Source organism: Roseomonas chloroacetimidivorans (assembly GCF_049629625.1).
GTDB classification, from domain to species: Bacteria; Pseudomonadota; Alphaproteobacteria; order Acetobacterales; family Acetobacteraceae; genus Roseomonas; species Roseomonas chloroacetimidivorans.
Window position 1 is genome coordinate 60,150 of record NZ_JBNBZS010000007.1, and the last position, 16,001, is coordinate 76,150.

At 66.5% G+C, this 16,001-nt stretch carries 11 protein-coding genes, 1 tRNA gene and 1 pseudogene; 10 read left to right on the top strand and 3 right to left on the bottom strand.

Features of this window, described 5'->3' with window-relative positions:
- Positions 1-8: 8 nt before the first annotated feature.
- From ACO1BU_RS06330 to ACO1BU_RS06340, 3 genes are read right to left on the bottom strand one after another with little or no spacing between them, the layout of a single operon-like run.
- On the bottom strand, positions 9-1,628 hold the full coding sequence (locus ACO1BU_RS06330; protein WP_424135073.1) for a hydantoinase B/oxoprolinase family protein: 1,620 nt from the start codon (positions 1,626-1,628) through the stop codon (positions 9-11).
- A complete protein-coding gene (locus ACO1BU_RS06335; protein ID WP_424135074.1) occupies positions 1,625-3,709 on the bottom strand; it encodes a hydantoinase/oxoprolinase family protein in 2,085 nt (694 codons plus the stop codon). The genes ACO1BU_RS06330 and ACO1BU_RS06335 overlap by 4 nt, the downstream gene beginning before the upstream one ends.
- Before the next feature lie 3 nt (positions 3,710-3,712).
- Positions 3,713-4,501 carry an SDR family oxidoreductase gene (locus ACO1BU_RS06340; protein ID WP_424135075.1) on the bottom strand — a complete coding sequence of 263 codons (789 nt, stop codon included), beginning with the start codon at positions 4,499-4,501 and terminating at the stop codon, positions 3,713-3,715.
- Between the two features lie 165 nt (positions 4,502-4,666).
- Between ACO1BU_RS06340 and ACO1BU_RS06345 the strand changes: the two genes are divergently transcribed.
- From ACO1BU_RS06345 to ACO1BU_RS06390, 10 genes and pseudogenes are all read left to right on the top strand, one after another.
- On the top strand, positions 4,667-5,635 hold the full coding sequence (locus tag ACO1BU_RS06345; protein WP_424135076.1) for a 2-hydroxyacid dehydrogenase: 969 nt from the start codon (positions 4,667-4,669) through the stop codon (positions 5,633-5,635).
- 9 nt (positions 5,636-5,644) lie between these two features.
- Entirely contained in the window at positions 5,645-6,295 is a 651-nt protein-coding gene (locus tag ACO1BU_RS06350; RefSeq protein ID WP_424135077.1) for a flavin reductase family protein, read from the top strand.
- Positions 6,296-6,345: 50 nt separating this feature from the next.
- Entirely contained in the window at positions 6,346-6,909 is a 564-nt protein-coding gene (locus ACO1BU_RS06355; protein ID WP_424135078.1) for a nucleoside 2-deoxyribosyltransferase, read from the top strand.
- 47 nt (positions 6,910-6,956) lie between these two features.
- Positions 6,957-7,047: transfer RNA gene (locus ACO1BU_RS06360), tRNA-Ser, on the top strand.
- A gap of 940 nt (positions 7,048-7,987) precedes the next feature.
- Entirely contained in the window at positions 7,988-8,383 is a 396-nt protein-coding gene (locus ACO1BU_RS06365; RefSeq protein WP_424135079.1) for a hypothetical protein, read from the top strand.
- Positions 8,380-9,090 carry a hypothetical protein gene (locus ACO1BU_RS06370; RefSeq protein ID WP_424135080.1) on the top strand — a complete coding sequence of 237 codons (711 nt, stop codon included), beginning with the start codon at positions 8,380-8,382 and terminating at the stop codon, positions 9,088-9,090. The genes ACO1BU_RS06365 and ACO1BU_RS06370 overlap by 4 nt, the downstream gene beginning before the upstream one ends.
- Positions 9,091-9,321: 231 nt before the next feature.
- Positions 9,322-11,121, top strand: a complete 1,800-nt coding sequence (locus tag ACO1BU_RS06375) for a ShlB/FhaC/HecB family hemolysin secretion/activation protein (protein ID WP_424135081.1) — start codon at positions 9,322-9,324, stop codon at positions 11,119-11,121.
- Between the two features lie 203 nt (positions 11,122-11,324).
- Positions 11,325-13,166: a sensor histidine kinase gene (locus ACO1BU_RS06380; RefSeq protein ID WP_424135082.1), complete on the top strand. Its 1,842-nt coding sequence runs from the start codon at positions 11,325-11,327 to the stop codon at positions 13,164-13,166.
- A 3-nt stretch (positions 13,167-13,169) separates the two neighbouring features.
- Complete coding sequence (locus tag ACO1BU_RS06385; protein ID WP_424135083.1) at positions 13,170-13,946, top strand: response regulator transcription factor; 777 nt, start codon at positions 13,170-13,172, stop codon at positions 13,944-13,946.
- Positions 13,947-14,408: 462 nt separating this feature from the next.
- Positions 14,409-15,914: pseudogene (locus ACO1BU_RS06390) on the top strand (EAL domain-containing protein); the annotation flags it as partial.
- Between the last annotated feature and the right edge of the window lie 87 nt (positions 15,915-16,001).

The window sequence follows — 16,001 nt, forward strand, 5'->3', positions numbered from 1 at the left end:
GGGCGCGCTCAGACGAGGCCGTCCGCGATGTCGCGTGCGACCAGGGCCGGATCACGCTCGTCCGGAGGGCCCATGCCACCGCCGCCAGGCAGCAGCAGGCGCAGGCGCTTACCCTTCGGTATCACCTGATAGCCCTTGGTGCGGATCAGCGTGCCGTCTGTAAAGCCGACCCAGCCCGGAGCGCCGTTGCCACCGCCATCGCGTCCCTTGGGCGGGTTCGCCACCCGGTCGAAAATGGCGTTCACGGCGAACTCCGCGTCGTTCTTGGCACCGATCTCCATCACTTGGCCCAGACCGCCGCGCGTGCGCCCGGGACCGCCGGAGCCCGGACGGAGCTCCTTCTTCCAGAAGATCACGGGCGCGACGTTTTCGGTTGCCTCCACCGGCATGGTGCGCACGCCCGAGGGGAAGGCGGTGCCGTCCAGCCCGTCCTGGGTGGGCCGGGCGCCGGTGCCGCCGGAGTTGAAGGTGATGACCTCGAAATCCGGCAGCTCAGCCTGGGCGCCGCTCACCTGCCCACCCCCGCGGAGCGGCGGATTCCAGAGGCAGGAGGAGCCCTCGGCGGTTACGCGGTCCGGCACGGCCTGATGCAGGCAGCCCATCATCAGATCGGGCAGGAGCTGGCCGACAACATGCCGCACCGCCACCGGATAGGGCCGCGGCGCGTTCAGGATGCAGCCCTCCGGGATATCCATGCGGAAAGGCAGCAGCGAGGCCCAGTTATTCGGCACTTCTGGCGCCACGACGCATTTGATGCCGAAGCAGGCATAGGCGCGGGTATAAGCTGCCGGCACGTTAATACCGCGACCCGAAAGACCCGAGGTGCCTGCGTAGTCCACGGCGATGTGGTCCTCGGCCACCGTCATCCGCGCCTTGAGCGTGACCGGCGCCTCATAGCCGTCCGAGTTGATCTGCGCGGCATATTCGCCCCGCGGCAGCTTCGCGATTTCGGCCAGCGTCGCGCGGCGGGAGGCATCGAAGATCGATTCCGCGAGATCATCGAGCGAGTCCATCGCGAACTCGTCCATCATCTCCACCAGCCGCCGCGCGCCCGCATCGTTGCAGGCGCAGAGCGAGTAGACATCGCCCTCCAACTCCGCCGGCGTGCGCGTGCCGGCCCGCAGGATGTCGAAGAACGTCTCGTTCGCGCGCCCCTGGTCGAAGCACTTGACGATAGGGATGTAGAGGCCTTCCTCGAAGACCGAGCGCCCTTCCGGCCCCATCCCCAACCCGCCCACATCGATGACATGTGCGGTGTTGGCGAAGAGTCCGACGATCTGGCCGTTCCGGAAGGCGGGCGTGACGACCGTCAGGTCATGCAGATGGCCGGTGCCAAGCCAAGGGTCGTTGGTGATGTAGTGGTCACCGGCCTTCATGGTGTGGGCCGGAAACTTCGCGAGGAAGTGGCCAACGGATTCCATCATGGAGTTCACATGGCCCGGTGTGCCCGTCACGGCCTGGGCCAGCATGCGGCCCTTCAGGTCGAAGATGCCGGCCGAAAGATCGCCCGCCTCACGCACCGTGGTGCTAAAGGCGGTGCGGATCATGATCTGGGCCTGCTCCTCCACGACGGCGATCAGGCGGTTCCATTGAATCTGCCGCTGAATAGCGGCGAGAGCGTCACTCATCGCGTCAGCTCCAGATATCCGAGGCCGTCCATCCGGCAGGTCCAGCCCGGTCCGACCAGCGTGCTCGTCTCCGCCTCGGCCACGATGCAAGGACCGGCCACCTCCGCGCCCGGCGCGAAGCCGTCGCGGTCATAGACCGGCCAGTCCGACACCTCGCCCTTCGCGGTGTCCCGCACCGCCTGGTGCCGGATCGGCATGGGCGCGGGCGCTTCCGCCGCCTCTGCCACGGGCGGCGGCGTCTCTACTTCCGTCACCACTGTTACGGCGAAGGAGAGGATCTCCACATCGCTGCCCGGCACCGGACGATCGTAGAAGCTGGCATATTCGCGGTCATAGGCGGCACGAACCGCCTCGACATCCGCGGCCTCCATCGCCTTCACGGGCAGTTCGACCGCGATCTCGTGGCCCTGGCCGACATAGCGCATATAAGCAATGCGGCGCTCGACCAGCGCGGCCCCGAAGGCACCCTCCGCCACCACGCGCCGTGCCTCGGCCGACATCTCGTCCAACAGCCCGTTTACCGCGGCCACGTCGAAGCTGCGGAAACGCTGATAGAGGCTGCGCACCACCTCATAGCCCACCGGCGCGCGCAGGAAGCCAATGGCCGATCCCACGCCCGCGCCGGATGGCACCAGAAGCCGCGTCACGCCGATCTTCTCCGCCACGCGGTAGCCATGCACCGGCCCGCCGCCACCGAAGGCGATCACGGCACGGCCGTCATAGCCCTTGCCGCTCTCGATGGCGTGGACGCGCGCGGCATTGGCCATGTTCTCGTCCACCACCTCCACCACGCCCAGCGCCGACATTTCTGGCGCCAACCCGAGCGCGCCGAGCGCGGAGTTCATCGCAGCCTTGGAGGCTTCCGGATGCAGCGAGAGATTGCCGCCCGCGAAGCTGGCTGGGTCGTAGCGGCCCAGCAGCAAATTCGCGTCGGTCACGGCCGGCTTCGTGCCGCCGCGCCCGTAGCAGGCCGGCCCCGGATCGGCGCCCGCGCTTTCCGGCCCCACCTGAATGCGTCCCAGCGCGTCGACGGAGGCGATGGAGCCACCCCCGGCCCCGATCTCCACCATCTCGATAACGGGAATCCGCAGCGGCAGGCCTGATCCCTTCTTGAACCGGCCGATCCGCGCCACCTCAAAGGTGCGGGCAGTCTGCGGCGCGTAGTCGTCGATCAGGCAGACCTTCGCCGTGGTGCCCCCCATGTCGAAGGACAGCACGCGGTCCCAGCCCTTCTGCCGAGCCACGAAGGCGGAAAAGATCGCGCCACCTGCCGGTCCGCTCTCCACCAGCCGGATCGGGAAGCGCGCCGCCGTCTCCAGCGTCGTCAGGCCGCCGCCGGAGAGCATGAGGAAGAGCGGACAGGCGAAGCCGGCCTCCGCCATCCCGGTCTTCAGGCGATGCAGGTAGCTCGCCATCAGCGGCTGCACATAGGCATTCGCGGCGGTGGTGGAGAAACGCTCCCACTCCCGCATCTCCGGGCTCACCTCGGAGGAGAGGGAGATGGGCAATTCCGGCCACAGATCCCGCACGATCGCCGCCGCGCGCCGCTCATGGGCCGGGTTCACGAAGGCGTGGAGGAAGCCGATCGCGAGGCTCTCGATCGCCTCCCCCCGCATGAAGGCCACCGCCTCACGCACCGCGCCCTCGTCGAGTGGCAGCAGGACCTTGCCCTCATTGTCCAGCCGCTCCGGCACGGGCAGGCGCCAGCGGCGTGGCACCAGGGGCTGCGGCAGGGTGATGTTCAGGTCGTACTGGTCGTAGCGGCTCTCATTGCCCAGGGCGAGGACGTCGCGGAAGCCCTCGGTGGTCAGCAGCGCCGTTTTCGCGCCCTTACGCTCGATGACGGCGTTGGTCGCCAGCGTCGTGCCATGGATGAAGATAGCGATGTCCGCCGGTCCCATCCCGGCCTTGGCGAGCACCGTGCGGATGCCCTCCAGCACGCCCTTCTCAGGGGCTGCCGGGGTGGTGAGCACCTTGGCCGTCCAGCGGCGGACCCCGCCGCCCTCGTCGGCCTGCTCCAGAGCCAGGTCCGTGAAAGTGCCGCCGATATCCGCCGCCAGCCGAGCGCTCACCCCCCCCATGCCTCAGAAGCCCCGCACCACGCCGCCATCCACACGCAGGATGGAGCCGGTGATGTAGGACGCCCCTTCGGATGCCAGGAAGGCCGCCGACTTCCCGAACTCCTCCGGCGTGCCGTAGCGGCGGATGGGGATGGTCTTCTCGCGCTCCTCGATTACCTGCTCCGGCGTCTTGCCCTGCTTGGAGCCCGCCGCCTGGGCCAGCTCATAGGTACGGTCCGTGCGGATCGCGCCCGGGGCAATGATGTTCACCGTCACGCCATCCGGTCCCACCTCATCCGACAGGGTCTTGGCCCAGCCGACGATATTCGCTCGGAGCACGTTGGAGAGCGCCAGGTTCGGCAGCGGCTGCACCATGCCGGAGCTGCCCACCGCGATGATGCGCCCGAACTTCTGGGCCCGCATGGCCGGCAGCAGCTTGTTCGCGACCCGGATGGGCGAGAGCACGATGCGCCGGAACCAGGTTTCCAGCGCCTCCTCCGTCAGGTCGGAAGCCGAGCCGGCGGGCGGGCCGCCATGGTTCAGCACCAGGATGTCCACCCCGCCCAGGGCCTTCACCGCGCCGTCCGCCAGCGCGTCCATATCGGCCCCATTGGCCACGTCGGCCGAGAAGGCATGCGCGGCCGGGGCACCCAGCTTCTTCAGCGCCTCACAGACCGGGGCCAGCCGAGCGGCCTCGCGGCCCGAGATGGCCAGGGCGACACCCTCGGCCGCCAGGGCCTCGGCGATGGCCCGGCCCAGACCCTTGGACGCGCCCATGACGAGCGCACGACGCCCCTTCAGACCGAGATCCATCGAAAACCTCCCTCGAATCAATAAGGGCCGGACCCTGGACCGGCCCTCCCGCCCTGGCAAGACGGGCGCGCATGATCCTCGCAAGATCGGTGCCCCGGGCAGCTTCTCCCCGGCCCCGGCGCCCACGGGTTTGGCAAGCCTGCTCTGTCCAGGCATCCTAGCTCCATGGCACGCCCGATCCTGCTTCAGACCCGCACCCTTCCCGACGCGGTGGAAGCCCGCGCTGCGCGCGATTATGCGATCCGCCGGCCGGACGGCCCCGACCGCACCCTCGATCCCGGCGCCCTGCTGCAGGCCGCGCAGGGCTGCGACGGCATCCTCTGTGCCGCCGGCGACGCGCTGGATGCCGCCACAATCGGCGCCCTGCCGGACAGCGTGCGCGTCATCGCCACCTTCAGCGTCGGCACCGATCATATCGCGTTGGACGCCGCGAAGGCGCGTGGCATCGCGGTTACCAACACCCCGGATGTGCTGAGCGTGGCGACAGCCGAGATCGCCATGCTGCTCATCCTCATGTGCGCCCGCCGTGCCAGCGAGGCGGAGCAGATGCTGCGCGCCCGCGAATGGACGGGCTGGGCGCCCACCCAACTCATGGGCGTGACGCTGGAGGGCAAGCGCCTGGGCATCCTTGGCATGGGCCGGATCGGGCGGGAGCTGGCGCGAATGGCCCGCGGCTTCGGCATGCAGATCCATTACCGCAACCGCACCCGGCTTCCCCCGCAGGAGGAAGAGGGCGCCATTTTCCACGGGGATGACGCCGCTTTCCTCGCAGCCTGCGACGTGCTGTCGATGCACATTCCCGGCGGCGCGGCGACGAAGAACTGGCTGGACGCTACCCGCCTGGCGATGCTGCCGCCTGGCGCCATCGTGGTGAACACCGGCCGGGGCACCACCGTGGATGACGCCGCCCTTTGCGAGGCTCTGCGCAGTGGCCGGCTCCGCGCCGCCGGGCTCGACGTTTTCACCGGCGAACCCGCTATTTTCGAGGGCTACTACTCCGCCCCCAACGTCACCCTCCTACCGCATCTCGGCAGCGCCACCATCGAGACGCGCGACGCCATGGGCTTCCGCTGCCTCGACAATCTGGACGCCGTGCTGATTCACGGCACCGAGCCGCCTCACCGCGTCGCCTGAGGAACACCCATGCTCTTCGACTTCGAGGCCCTTCAGAAGAAGGACCGGTACAAGCTCGTTGTCTCCACCATCGTGCCACGGCCGATCGCCTGGATGGTCACGCAGGACGCGCAGGGCCGGGTCAACGCCGCGCCCTTTTCCTTCTTCAATGTTTTCAGCAACGACCCGGTGGTGGTCGGGATCGGCGTTGGTGCCCGTGGGATGGGCGGCGAGGAGACGGTGGACTTCAAGGACACCATGGCCAACATCAAGGCCACTGGCGAGTTCACGGTTTGCATGGTGAGCGAGGAAACGGCGGAGGCCATGAACATCACCGGCGCCGACTATCCGCCGGGTGTGGACGAATTGCAGATGGCCGGGCTGACTACCGCCCCTGGCGCGAAGATCGGCGTGCCGCGGATCGTGGAGAGCCCCGTCGCGCTTGAGTGCCGCCTTTGGCAGGCCGTTCCCATCGGCACCCACCACCTGGTGCTGGGCGAGGTCCTGGCTGTCCATGTTCGGGACGACTGCATGCTGGATACCTCGCGCCTCTATGTGGACACGCCGAAGCTCAACCTGGTCGGACGCATGCATGGCGGTGGCTGGTATGCCCGGACGACCGACCGCTTCGACATGCCGCGCGTGACGCCCGAGCAGGTGGAGGCGCGCCGCAAGGCCTGAGGCTTCTCCGGCGCTGGCCGCGCCAGGGCCTGCGTGTTAAATTTGTTCTCATGCGGATCTATCTGGCCGGACCGGAAGTCTTTCTGCCGGACGCGTCGGCGCTTGGGGACGCCAAGCGCGCGCTGTGCTCGCGGTATGGCGCGACCGGCGTTTTCCCGCTCGATGCCGTGCATTGCCCGGCGGCCGACGCAGCCGCCGAGGACTGGCTGGCGATCTATCTGCGCAACGAAGCGCATATCCGCGGCGCGGATGCGCTGATCGCGAATCTCACCCCCTTCCGCGGCCCTTCGGCCGATGCGGGCACGGTCTATGAGCTCGGCTTCATGCGGGCGCTCGGCCGCCCTATCGCCGCCTATGCCAACACGGCCGCCCCCTTCACCGACCGCACCCTTGCCTTTCTGGGCGATGCCGCGCGCCGGCGGCCAGATGGGGCCTGGGAGGATGCGGAGGGTCTTCACCTCGAATCCTTCGGCCTGCACGACAATCTCATGATCGATGGCGGCCTCCGGGCCGCCGGCGGCGTGTTGGTGACGCGCGACGTGCCCCCGACGGAACGCTGGCGTGACCTGACCGCCTTCGAGGCCGCGCTGCGCGTCCTCATGGAATCACGCTGAGGGTGGCTTGCCGGACCGCCGCTGGCCCCCTATACCCCGCCGCCGTTGGACAGGTGGCCGAGCGGTCGAAGGCGCGCGCCTGGAAAGTGCGTATAGGTCAAAAGCCTATCGTGGGTTCGAATCCCACCCTGTCCGCCATCTTCGCCGAGTATCGGCCTGAGCTTCTCTGGCCTTTCGCCCCCACCTTCTGTTGAAGAGGGGCTTGGTCTACTAAGCCGCCAGTTCCAGACCTGCTTAGGCGCCGCAAGGTCGCGTTGATCTGGAGTTCGATCGGGGTGGCCGCGTTCGGTGCGCCGGCCCGGCTTCGAAAGGCTTCCGCCGAAAACGGCGTACTGCCGAGCAGCGTTGCAATCGCTGCCGCGAACTCGGCATCCGTGCTCCGGTCTCACCCTGCGCGATGACAGCCGCGACATCACTCCAGCCGCTGGTTCCTGCTGCAAGGCTGCTACTGGTTAAGGGGCAGCCCGCGCAGGAATTCGGAATGGAGCTCCTTACACAGTCCGCTTTCTGTTGATCGCTCGACCACCCAACAGATCCTCATCCCACATCTTCTTCTCACGAGCCCCAGTAAAACTCTTCTCTATTCAATGACAGAATGGTGCGTGTTCGTACAGATTGATAGTCCCGGAACGGCCAGCTCCGCAAAATAAACGGTTCCTCGAGGAATTCATCTGGCGTTTCCCGACACGCTATTCACCGCCCGGACATTTCCGACAAAACCCGACAATGTCGGCCATCCTCGGTCACAACAACCGACACGTGCAGGGCTTCTCTCATCACAGCCACGTGTTGAATTCTACGTGCACCTTAAACGCACGGGCGCCGAACGAACTGCCGAGATCGGCAACACGCAGCAGGACCACAGCGCCCGGCCAGCACACGACGTGACGGGTCAAAACCCGTGACGAATAACAGAGGAAGGTACAATTTATGTCGGCCATCATCTTATCCTCACGGGTCACCCGGATCAGTCTGGCTGTCGCCCTTTGCGCATCCGTCGCGGCGTGCGGAAAGACCAAGTATGTCGAAAGCATCGTTGACCCCGGCACCGCAGTGGCCGGATCGGGCAGCGGCGGGAATGGCGACGGCTCTGGCACGAACACTGGTGACGGCTCTGGCACCAACACCGCCGGCGGCTCCGGTAGCTCGGGCGGCGCCGGCGGGAATGGTGCGGGGGGCACGGGTGGCACTGGCGGAAGTGGCACCGGTGGCACTGGCGGTACCGGCGGAACTGGTGTCGCTGGCGACGGTGGGAATGGCGGCACCGGAGGAACTGGCGGCACGGGTGGAACTGGCGGAAACGGTGGTCTGGCCGGCGGCGGTGGCACGGGCGGTGCCGGCGGCACGGGTGGAACTGGCGGCACGGGCGGTACCGGTGGCGCGGGCGGAGCTGGTGGGGCCGGCGGTCCTGGCGGCAGTGCCAGCAGCAGCGTTGGCGACCTCCTGGGCACCGTCGGCACCGCCACCTCGGTGAATGTGGGAAGCACCAGCGTGGTGCCGGGCTCCACGACGGGCACCCCGTCGCTGGTAGGTATCAATGCTGCATCACCGAACAATCCGACCACGACGAACCCTGTCGCTGTCTCTCTTGTCTCCGGCACGCCGACCACCGCGACGACGAACACTCCGAGCCTGCTCGGCAGCTCTCTGGGCAACCTGGCCTCGCTCAACCTTGGCGGGCTGCAGGTTCTCGGCACCTCGACCGGTCAGACACCCTTGATCAACGCGAACGTGCTCGCCCCCACCGCCGCCGCCAACGCCCCGGTCACCGCCAACGTGCTCTCCGGTAGCTCGACGGGCCTGGCCAATCTGGGTGGCCTGACTGGCGGACTGCTCGGCGGCGCGGCTGGCGGGGGCGGCGCCGCGGGCGGCGGGGTACTGGCCACCGTCACGAACACGGTCTCCGCCGTCCCAGCTGTCGGGCCGATCGTGTCCGGCGTGACTGCCCCGCTGGCAGGTGGGACGGGTACGACGCCGGTGGCTGGCCTGACCGGTGTTGTGCAACCAGTGCTGGCCACTGTGGGCAATGTCGTTGGCGGTGTGACCGGGGCCACGGCTCCCGCCACAGCCCCGGCCGCGGGCACTGGAACGAGCACCGGCACAACAGCGGGGCTGGGCAATCTGGTTGGAAACACCCTGGGTGGCGTGACCGGCGCCGTTGGTGGCCTTCTCCGCCGTTAAGCCTGAAGGGACCGGTAGCAGGTTACCGCTCCGCGCGGGTCTGCTACTTTTGCGGGAAGAGGTGGGGGCCTCTTCCCGCTTTTTTTGGCTCCTGCACCGCATCAGTGCTATTGCGATCGCGGTGCTGTGAAGATCTGAGAGTGCCAAGGAATGCCGGTTAGGACCAATTTCGACAACACTGGACAGCCGGCAGTTCATCGGACGGCTCACCGGGCCATTTTTCAGGGCCCGTTGATCCATCTGGCTGAAGCGCGCAGCCATCATCACAGCCTTCTTTCCTCCTTTGCCATGATCGGCGCGCTGGCGAGCATCGGGGCCCTGCCCGTCTCCTTTCACGCGAGTCCCGCTGCAGCGCAGATGGCCGGTTCGGTTTCCGTGGCGCAGGCCACCCCGGCTGGCTCCCCTGCTCTTGGTCCGCGCATCATTGACTCCGGCCGTCCGGACGTCCGGCCGGCGGTTCCACAGGCGGCGCCAGCCGTCCCCCCGGCCCCGGTCCAGGTAGAGGGCGCGAGCCGCCCCGATGTGACCATCACTGATATCGTGCTGCTCGGGAGTACCTCCGTCCCCGTGCCGGACTTGGTGTCCAGTGTGCGGCCTTTCGCCGGGCGTCCACTCACGGCTGACATCCTTCGCGCGATCGCGGCAGCAATCGGCGATGTTTATAAGGCCAAGGGCTTTGCCCTCTACGGCGTGCAACTACCGCAGCAGGATTTCGCAGGCGGCGTCGTCCGCCTGACTGTTGTCGAGGGGCATATTGAAGAAGTCCGGATTACCGGCGATCTCGAGGGCGCCGACACCTCGCTGATTCGTGCCCATGCTGACCGGGTCCGGGCGGAGCACCCGCTACGCCAGGCCACGCTGGAGCGTGCATTGCTCCTGATGAACGACATCCCCGGCCGGAAGGTGGAGGCTAATCTCGAACCGATCGAAGGCCGGGCAGATGCAGTGCGGCTGGTACTTTCAGTGAAGCGCACCGACGTCCGCTTCGGCTATAGCCTGGACAATCTCGGCGTGCACGAACTTGGCCGAGTGCAGGGCAATCTGACCGCCACGGTCAACGGCTTGCTGCAGGAGGGCGACAGCACGCGGCTGCAATATGCCTTCCCGACCGACTTCCACCGTTTCACCTATTTGGCCGGCAGCCATACCCAGCCTATCGGCACGAATGGTACCACCATCACCGGTTCAGTCGGCTGGCTCCGCACCCGCCCCGATGACCGCTCGCGGCTTGATGGCGAGGCAATCACCGGGTCGGTTCAGATCAGCCACCCACTGATTCGCTCCGCCTCGGAGACACTGCAGCTCTTCGGCCGTTTTGATACCTTCGACTCCGATACGGCCTTGCTCGCCTCCCAGGTGTCGGACGAGGCGACGCGCGTGCTTCGCGCGGGAACCTCCTACAGCTACACGGATAATGAGCGGAAAGCGGGTTTGGGGCTCTATTTCATCGCGAGCCAGGGCCTGGACGTCCTGGGCGCCCGACAGGGAATCGTCATACCTGGAGACCCGGACCGGAACCTGTTCTACGGAGAGCCGGATTTCACCAAGTTTAGTCTGCTCGGCGTCGGCGTGCTGCCCATCCTGGACGAGAAGCTTATTCTGCGGCTGCGCACCACGCTGCAATACAGTGGCCGGCGCCTGCCTGCTTCCGAACTGTTCACCTATGGCGGAGTCGATTTCGGGCATGGATTCTCGCCCGGCGCACTGACCGGCGACCGCGCTATGGCGGGCTCCCTAACCGTTGCCTTCCCGCTACGCACGGTATTGCAGGGGGCCTTGGGGGAGCGCTTCGACAAGACAGAGCTCTACGGCTTTGTTGATGGAACCCGTGTTGAAAATCTCTACACCGCACGGCTGATCATCGGCCGCAATGACCGCGCGGCCTCCGCAGGCGTGGGCGTGTCCATTCCTGTTCCCTTCGTGGACGATACAACAGCATCCTTCGAAGCAGCGAAGCCAATCGTCATCCCGCGCTTCGGCTTGCAGGAGGACTCCTGGCGTTTTGTCTTCTCCATCCGCCGCGACATATGAGGCTGCACCGGTGTTGTAGCGGCGGCGCAGGAGCGGGAAGTATTCCGTCATAGGCGATTGTGGTGAGGATCAAGGCCCTGAACTTGGCGATACCCTGGTCCGCTAGGCGCGAATCCACGAGCGCCGAGCGCAGGATTCATCCTGCAAGCGCGCCTTTCCGGTCCCTTCCCTCCGGTATCGGTCGCATCGCATGCTTGCTGGGCTTGGCCGCACTAACGGCGAGCGCTGGTGAATGGGCCTCAAGCTTCGCAACCTCCCACCTCGCTCAGGCCGTTGAGCTTCGCGCGGAGTTGGAGGCGACCCAACTCGCCCGACGAATAGAGGCCGCGCAGGCTGACATCTCGGCACTGGCCGAAGCCGCGGCCGCCGCCCAGGCCCGCCAGCCCGGCGATGCACGTGCGGCCAGCGTCGCCTTTGACGAGGCCTATGCCGCCCGCGCGCCACAGGTGGAGGCGGCCCTCCTTGTCCTCGGCGGCAGGGTGCGGAGTACGCGCGGAAGCACCACTCCGGCGCTGTCCGGCATCGCCGAGTTAGCGCCGGGCCTGTCGCGGCGTGACGGGCACATTGCGCTGGTCCAGCGGGCCGGTGCCGCGCTGGTGGTTGGCGTGCTGGGCGCCTCAGCCCTCCTTCCGCCTCAGGAGGCGGTCCGGCTGGGGCTACTGGCTGCCGCAGATCCCACACGGCCACTAGCCGGCGCTTCCCTCCCGGGCGATGCCCAGCTCCTGCTGCCACGCTTGAGCTTGGCCGTGACCTATGCTCCCTCCGAGATGTCGGCCCGGGCCATCAGACAGGCACACTGGACCCCGCGTTTCCTCTCGATCGGACTGGCGGCTTCCCTCGTACTGCTGGCCATCTGGACCGCCCTCGCCGCCCGGCGCGCCAAGCAGCACCTGTGGAACGTCGAGGCCGAGTTCACTCGAACAACGTCCCAGGTGCAGCGAGATGTCGGGCGGCTTATCAGCGGCCTGCCCGCAACGGCCTACCGGGGCGAGCTCTTCCCGGACGGCAGTCTCCTGCTCTCCTACATGAGTGCGAATGTGGAACGCCTGACCGGCTTCACCTGGCACGAGCTGGCGGTGGTGGGTGCCTGGCAGCGCCAAGTGCCGGAGCATGAGCGAGCTGGGATCGCCCGCTTCCGCCAACAGTTGCTGGCGGAAGGCGAAGCCGTCGCCGAGTACCGTTTCGACCGCAAGGACGGCACGCATGTATGGCTTCGTGACCGCGCGCGGGTCTCCGGACGTGCGGATACCGGCTTCGCCGAAGTGACCGGCTTCCTGACGGACATCTCCGAGGAGCGCTCAATGGCAGAGCAGGCCATCGCCGCCGGTAAGCTCGCCACCCTCGGGGAGATGGCCTCCGGCCTCGCACATGAGATGTCGCAGCCACTCGCCACGATCATCCTCGCGGCGGAGGGCGCTGAGGTCGCGATTGAGACCGGCGCGGAGTCGAGCGAAGTCATGGCCCGCCTGGAGCGTATCCGGCGGCAGGCCGAACGGGCGCGCTCCATCGTGCAGCATCTCCGCGTTTTCAGCCGCAGCAACAGTGGTGAGGTGGAGCCCGTATCCCTTCAGGCGGCGCTGGACGGCGCGATGATCCTGGCGGAGGCGCCGCTACGCATGGCCGGCGTGCAATTGAAGGTTGATCTACCGCCGGAGCTGCCACTCGTGCGCGGGCAGAAGGTGCTGATCGAGCAGGTGCTGCTCAATCTCATCATGAATGCGCGCGATGCCATGCTACGCCAGCCGGAGGCCCAACGTCGCCTGCATATCGAGGGCGCGGCGGGCCCGAGCCCGGATCTGGTGGTGCTGCGTGTACGCGATTGGGGCCATGGCTTCGCACCAGGCGTGCTTGAACGCATCTTCGAGCCATTCTTCACAACCCGGCCCGCGGGACAGGGCACAGGTCTTGGCCTGTCGATCTGCCACGGGATCATGCGTTCCATCGGCGGCTGGATCACGGCCCACAATGCGGAACCCGGCGCTGAACTCACGCTGCACTTCCAGGCCGCAAAGCTCGAGTCGCAGGTGCAACACAAGGACCAGTAGAATATGACGCGTTATATGGCTGACCGAACGTCCTCTGCGCATCCTCTGCCACCGAAGATGACCGATGCAACCTCGCTCTGTGTCCTCGTCGTCGACGATGATGCTCCGCTCGCCCACGAGGTCGCCGCTACACTAGGGCGCTATGGCTTTCGCCCGGTGATCGCGACGAACTGGGACAGCGCCGTCGAGCAGATCCGAACGTCATCACCGGACGTGATTCTGCTCGACCAGCACCTTGGTCCGGTGGACGCCCTCACCCGGCTAGGCGAGTTGCGCGCCGAGACCAGTGTTCCGATCCTGATCGTGACCGGCAATGGCGAAGCGATGGACCGTGTGCTGGGTCTGGAAACCGGGGCAGACGACTTTGTGGTAAAACCGGTTTCGGGCCGGGAGCTGGTTGCGCGAATCCGCGCAATTATGCGCCGCACGGCTGCACCTGCTCCTGCGCCGAAGCAGGGCGGCTGGAAGTTCAGCGAGCAGAGCATGTCGCTGACCCGCCCTGACGGGCGTCGCGTTCCCCTGACCAGCGCCGAGTTCATGCTCTTTGCGGCCCTCGCCGCGTCCCCTGCTCAGCCGGTATCGCGCGATGCTCTGTCACGCGCTGCCTTCGGCCGGGACTGGCGTTTCGGTGACCGCTCCGTTGACAATGCCGTCCTTGCAATTCGGCGAAAGCTGGGCCACCCCGATCCGGAAGCGATTCTGCGGACGGTCCGCAATGTCGGCTATGTGTTTGTCGGGTTTCCGCAGGACACCAAGCCCGCAGAGGACGACGCGAGCTGACCAGACCCGAGTCACTGGGTCCTAACGAGCACAAATTTCTTATTACCGTTTTGCAATGCTCAGCCATCGCGAAAATGTGTTGATGCTCTCGGTTTGGAGCAGTACCGTCCTCGACCAGGAGTTGCGGATCGCCAAGCGTCATGCACGTTAGCGTATCCACCAGGGAGACCTCCACACAGCGACAGACGCGTGATCATAATATTGTTTTTACGCAGAATATCGGCGCCGTATCTGACGTTTGGAAGATTTAGGTGGCCTGTCCTCTCTTTTACGCTCGGCTTGAACCCCGGACCCGCTGGTGCAGCCGGAAGCTGGCCATCGAACACAACGCAAGGCGGTCTTGCAGTGGGGGTTTTTGTTGTAGCCAGCGGAGCCCTTTTACTTGGGGAGTTCCGACGGCGCCGGACGAGGCATCAGGAAAGCAGCGCCGTTGCGTCGCTGCTGGAGGCCTCTCTCTCCGGGATGCTTCTGACAAATGGCGACCTTGTTCTCCAGGCCAATTCGAAGTTCAGCGAACTAGCAGGGCGCGACCCGGCGCAGCTTCCTGGCCTGCCGCTGTCGCAGCTCTTTCCCGAGGGAAGCATGGCGTGGAACGTCGCGCTGCATACGGGGCGTCTTGCCACTCCGTCGGAGACGCGCCTCGCGAGGCCCGATAGTTCGATTCCAGTGGAGGTTACCTGCAAGACCCTGCCCAATGGCCAGTTCGCTCTTTCCTGCCGTGATTTGTCGGAGATCCACGCGGCTAACGCTCAGCTACGTCATGCTCTTACCCATGATCCCGTAAGTGGGCACGTCAACCGCAGCGCCATGTTGGAGGCGCTCGATGCCGAGATTCGGGCTAATCGCCCCTTCGGACTTCTGGTAGCCGGACTCGACAGGTTCGGCGTGGTGAACGAGCTGTTCGGTGAAGCAGCAGGGAATGCCGTGCTGCGGCAGGCCGCTCAGCGGCTGGTGGAACTGGCAGGTCCGGAGGCTCAGGTCGGGCGGGCCGGTGCCGACGAGTTTTTTATTCGGGTTCCCGCAGTGATGGATCTCGCCGGTGTCGCCGCACAGGCGGCTGCCGCCCTTGCCCAACCCTATTCATTGCCCGGGCAGGAGATCCGCGTCACTGCCTCCGTCGGCGGCGCCCGCTTCCCAGCCGATGCTTCGGCGGTGGGGCCGCTCACCGCGGCCGCGAGTGCCGCGAAGCGCCTTGCGGAACAGGAGCGCTCGGGCTCCGCCGTCGCCAGGGATGAACAGCAGGCTGGCATCCTTCAGTTCCGCGCGCTGGAGCATGATGTGAAGGTCGCCGCGGCGCTGGGCGAGCTGCGCCTGTACTTCCAACCACAGGCCCGCGCCTCGGATCTCTCGCCCTGTGGCTTCGAAGCACTGGTCCGTTGGCAGCATCCTACTCGTGGCCTGATCTCGCCGGACCAGTTCATCCCGGTGGCTGAGGCTGGGGGCGCGATCGTGGATTTAGGGCACTGGGTGCTGCGGGAGGCCTGCCGTAACGCCGTGCGCTGGGCTGCGCCGATCCCGATCTCCGTCAATGTTTCCGCCCGGCAGGTGGAGCAGCCCGACTTTGTTGAACTGGTCGAGCAGGTTCTCGCTGAAACGGGCTTGCCGCCTGGCCGACTGGAGCTGGAGCTGACGGAAGGCGCCCTGCTACGCGATGCCGCGGATACGCAGCAGAAGCTTGCCCGCGTGCGCGCCCTGGGCGTCCGGCTGGCGCTGGACGATTTCGGGACAGGCTTCGCCTCGCTCTCGACCCTGCGCACCTTCCGCTTCGATCGCATCAAGATCGACAAATCCTTTGTCATGAGCATTGCGGCCGGCGGGAGAGACTCAGACGAGTCGCTTGCCGTCGTCAAAATGATCGCCGGCCTTGCCCAACTTCTCGGCATCGAGGTGGACGCGGAGGGAGTCGAGAACACCGCCCAAGTAAAGCATCTGCGTGAAGTCGGTGATTTCATCCTGCAGGGCTATCTGCTCGGCCGCCCGATGCCGGTGGGCTCCTGGGCGGAGCTCACCGCGGGCGGCTCCCCACCCTGGGCGGCGGTGAGTAGCGAGATCGGA